Source organism: Pseudomonas sp. GW821-FHT09A09 (assembly GCF_059418405.1).
Genome location: NZ_JBWKPU010000079.1, coordinates 1 through 4,051 on the forward strand (window position 1 = coordinate 1; position 4,051 = coordinate 4,051).

Here is a 4,051-nt window from a genome sequence, read left to right on the forward strand (position 1 = left end):
CCCTCCCCCCCCCCCCCCCCCCCCCCCCCCCCCCCCCCCCGGGCTCCTACAGGGATTGCAACTGCGTATTGAGCAGTTCGAAGCAGCGCTGGGCGGCAGGGCTCAAGCCCATCCCGCTGCGAGTGATCAAGCCAATCTCCCGGTTGACGCCGGGGTGATCGATGGGGATGCGCTTCAACCCTTCCAGGCTGTCCGCCGCCGACTCCGGCAGTACGCTGATCCCCAATCCCTGACGCACCAGGGCCAACACCGTCGACATGTAGTTGGCTTCCATGCCTGCATTCATCGTCAACCGCGTCTCATCGAACAACCCGTCCACCTGCTCACGTACGCTGCTGTCGCGCCCGGTCAGGATGATCGGCTGGTCCGCCAGTTGCTCAAGGGTCAGTTGGCGGTGGCGGGTGAGGGGGTGGTCCTCAGGCACAAATGCACACAGGCGATCATTGAGCACCGGCACGAACTCCAGGCCGTGGCTGAGCCGTGCGCGCACGCCAATGCCGAAATCCACTTCGCCGGACCGCACCTGGGCGTGAATGCGGTGGGCCACCAGGTCATGCAGGCGCACTTCGATCCCGGCAAAACGCTCGCGGAACAGGCGCAGCGCGGGTGGCAAGGTGCCGGCGCACACCGAGGGCAGGGCGGCAATGGTGACCACGCCTCGGCGCAAGGCGGCGAGGTCGCGGGAGCCGGTAACGATGTTGTCCAGGTCCAGCAGCAGTTTTTCCATGGGCCCACGGGCGTCCAGGCCAGCGGCGGTGATGCTGACATGGCGCGGGCTGCGGTCGAGCAGGGCAACGCCGAGCCAGTCTTCCAGCTGTTGCACCTGCACGGTCAGCGCCGAAGGTGACAGGTGCAGTTCGTTGGCGGCCTTGGTGAAACTGCCCGTACGGGCTACGGCTAGGAACGCTTGAATGTGTTGGATGCTGTTCTTCATTTTGTTTTTCCGAACACTAGGCTGTGAATATTCCAATTTACAAAGACTAACCCGCTTCCAATACTCCAGGGAAAACAATAACCGGCCACCAAGGCCGCTCTGGAGTCCCCCATGCTCGCAACCCTGGGTGTCATCACCATCCTGTGCCTGCTCGCTGCCGTCATGAGCAAACGCCTCTCGCCCCTGGTGGCCCTGATCGCCTTGCCGATCATTGCCGCGCTGCTCGGCGGTTTTGGCCTGCAAACCAGCGCCTTCATCATTACCGGTATCAAGAACGTCGCCCCCGTGGTGGGCATGTTCGTGTTTGCCATCCTGTTTTTCGGGATCATGACCGATGCCGGCATGCTTGACCCCATCATTGATCGCATCCTGCGCACGGTAGGGACGCGTCCTACACGAATTGTCGTAGGCACCGCGACCCTGGCGTTGCTGGTGCACCTGGACGGTTCCGGCGCAGTGACCTTCCTGGTCACGGTGCCGGCAATGTTGCCGCTGTATACGCGGCTGGGCATCGACAAACGTATCCTCGCCTGTGTGTGTGCGATGGCGGCCGGGGTCAACTTCCTGCCGTGGACCGGCCCGGTGCTGCGCTCTTCGGCGGCCCTGCATGTGCCGGTGGCTGACTTGTTCCAGCCATTGATTCCGGTGCAGATCGTCGGTTTGATCTTCGTATTTGCCTGCGCCTGGTGGCTGGGGCGTCGTGAGGAAAAACGCCTGGGTCTGGGTGCCGGATCCTCGGTGGACGCGGTGCCACAACGGGTGCTCAGCGACGATGACATCAAGCTGCGCCGCCCGCACCTGTTCTGGGTCAACCTGGTGCTGACCGTGCTGGTGATGGTGGTGATGATCGCCGGCTGGGTCGATCCGGTGGTGATGTTCATGCTCGGCACCGTGGTGGCGCTGTGCATCAACTACCCAAATGTGGACGCCCAGCGTGCGCGCATCGATGCCCATGCGAAAACCGCCTTGACCATGGCCAGCATCCTGCTCGCCGCTGGGGTGTTCACCGGCATCATGCAGGGCACCGGCATGCTCAAGGCGATTGCCGAAGTGGCGGTGGCGCAGATCCCGGCCGGCCATGGCCAGTTGATCCCGGCGGTGGTGGGTTTTATTTCCATGCCGCTGAGCATGCTGTTCGATCCCGATTCCTACTATTTCGGCGTGATGCCGGTGATTGCCGAAGTGGGCAAGGCCCTTGGCGTCGACCCGTTGCAAGTGGCCCAGGCCTCGTTGCTGGGCGTGCACACCACCGGTTTCCCGGTCAGCCCGCTGACCCCCGCGACCTTCCTGTTGGTGGGCCTGTGCAAGATCGAATTGGCCGATCACCAGCGCTTCACCATTCCGTTTCTGTTTGCCGCGTCGGTGTTGATGACCCTGACCGCGTTGCTCCTGGGAGTGATTTGACATGAAAACCTTGCGCATCGGTTCCGGCGCCGGCTATTCCGGCGACCGTATCGAGCCCGCCGTGGAACTGGCCGAGCAGGGCGACCTGGATTACCTGGTGTTCGAATGCCTGGCCGAACGCACCATTGCGTTGGCGCAACAGGCGCGGATCAACGACCCAGCGGGCGGTTACGACCCGCTGCTGAGTGAACGCATGCGCCGCGTACTGCCCTTTGTCGGCATGAAGGCAGGGCGCCGACGCTTGCGGGTGATCACCAATATGGGCGCGGCCAACCCGGTGGCGGCAGCCGATGAAGTGCGGCGGATTGCGGCTGCGCTAGGCCTGGTTCTCAAAGTAGTTGCCGTGGTCGGCGATGACGTATTGCAGGTCTTGCAACCCGAGTTTTTGCTGGATAACGGCCAGACCGTCGGCTCCTTGGGCGAGCGGCTACTTTCGGCGAACGCCTACCTGGGCGTCGACGGCATTCTGCAGGCGTTGCACGCTGACGCAGACGTGGTGATCACCGGTCGCGTGGCTGACCCTTCGCTGTTCCTGGCACCGCAGATGTTTGAATTCGGCTGGGCGCAGGACGATTGGCAGCGCCTGGGGCGCGGTACGCTGGTGGGGCATTTGCTTGAGTGTGCCGGGCAGGTGAGTGGTGGCTACTTTGCTGACCCGGGTTTGAAGGATGTGGATGACCTGGCGCGCCTGGGTTTTCCGTTGGCCGAGATCACTGCAGGCGGTGAAGCCTTGATCACCAAGGTCAGCGGTTCAGGTGGTCGCGTCAGCCGCGCTACGTGTACCGAGCAATTGATCTACGAGGTGCATGACCCGGCGGCGTACCTGACGCCGGATGTGACGGCGGATTTTTCCCAGGTCGGTTTTGTTGAAGAAAGCGTTGATCGGGTGCGTGCCCAGGGCGCGGGCGGACGTGCGCGGCCCGAGCAGTTGAAGGTCAGTGTCGGTTATCTGGACGGTTGGATTGGCGAGGGGCAGATGTCGTACGGCGGGCCTGGCGCTGTGGCACGGGCCCAACTGGCGCGGGATGTGGTGCTCAAGCGCCTGGAATTGATGGGTGTGAAGATGCTGGACGTGCGCGCCGAACTGATTGGCATGGACTCGCTGCACGGCCCGCGCAGCAGCGTCGAGCCCTGGGAAGTGCGCTTGCGCGTGGCAGCCCGTTGCGAAGAACGCAGCGAGGCGGTGCGGGTCGGCAATGAGGTGGAAACCCTCTACACCAACGGCCCGTCGGGTGGCGGTGGGGCGAGTAAAAGCGTGCGGCAGGTGGTGGCGGTGGCGTCGTTGCTGCTGCCGCGCGATAAGGTCAACCCGAGGATTCAAGCATGAAACTGCACACGCTGGCCCATTCCCGCACCGGGGACAAGGGCGATACGTCGAACATCTCGATCATTGCGTACCGGGCCGAAGATTATCCATTGCTGTGTGAGCAGCTGACGGCCGAGCGCGTGGCCGAGTACTTCGCGGGCTTGCGGGAGCCAGGGGCGGCGCCGGTACGACGGTATGAATTGCCGAATGTGCAGGCGTTGAACTTCGTGCTGCCGGGGATTTTGCGTGGCGGGGTGACGCGTTCGCTGGCGCTGGATGCCCATGGCAAGTGCCTGGGTTCGGCACTCTTGGACCTGGATCTCAACGACCTGTAGGAGCCCGGGGGGGGGGGGGGGGGGGGGGGGGGGGGGGGGGGGGGGGGGGGGGGGGGGGGGGGGGGGGGGGGG

4 protein-coding genes are annotated in these 4,051 nt (G+C 64.1%); 3 read left to right on the plus strand and 1 reads right to left on the minus strand.

The window, feature by feature from the left end; all coding sequences use genetic code 11:
• Positions 1-46: 46 nt before the first annotated feature.
• Positions 47-934, minus strand: coding sequence for a LysR family transcriptional regulator (locus AC07OV_RS30530; protein WP_494997366.1), 888 nt, complete (start codon positions 932-934; stop codon positions 47-49).
• A gap of 111 nt (positions 935-1,045) precedes the next feature.
• On the opposite strand from AC07OV_RS30530, the gene AC07OV_RS30535 reads away from it, so the two are divergent.
• Genes AC07OV_RS30535 through AC07OV_RS30545 form a run of 3 tightly spaced genes read left to right on the plus strand, consistent with a single transcriptional unit; the run spans position 1,046 to position 3,979 of the window.
• On the plus strand, positions 1,046-2,338 hold the full coding sequence (locus AC07OV_RS30535; protein ID WP_495093612.1) for a CitMHS family transporter: 1,293 nt from the start codon (positions 1,046-1,048) through the stop codon (positions 2,336-2,338).
• A gap of 1 nt (position 2,339) precedes the next feature.
• A complete protein-coding gene (locus tag AC07OV_RS30540; protein WP_495093613.1) occupies positions 2,340-3,665 on the plus strand; it encodes an acyclic terpene utilization AtuA family protein in 1,326 nt (441 codons plus the stop codon).
• A complete protein-coding gene (locus AC07OV_RS30545) occupies positions 3,662-3,979 on the plus strand; it encodes an AtuA-related protein (protein WP_494997369.1) in 318 nt (105 codons plus the stop codon). The genes AC07OV_RS30540 and AC07OV_RS30545 overlap by 4 nt, the downstream gene beginning before the upstream one ends.
• The last annotated feature ends 72 nt before the right edge of the window (positions 3,980-4,051 follow it).

Bases quoted from the DNA above. Each gene is read 5' to 3' on its own strand.
- AC07OV_RS30530 (WP_494997366.1), bottom strand. From the start codon at position 934: ATGAAGAACAGCATCCAACACATTCAAGCGTTCCTAGCCGTAGCCCGT.
- AC07OV_RS30545 (WP_494997369.1), top strand. From the start codon at position 3,662: ATGAAACTGCACACGCTGGCCCATTCCCGCACCGGGGACAAGGGCGAT.
- AC07OV_RS30535 (WP_495093612.1), top strand. From the start codon at position 1,046: ATGCTCGCAACCCTGGGTGTCATCACCATCCTGTGCCTGCTCGCTGCC.
- AC07OV_RS30540 (WP_495093613.1), top strand. From the start codon at position 2,340: ATGAAAACCTTGCGCATCGGTTCCGGCGCCGGCTATTCCGGCGACCGT.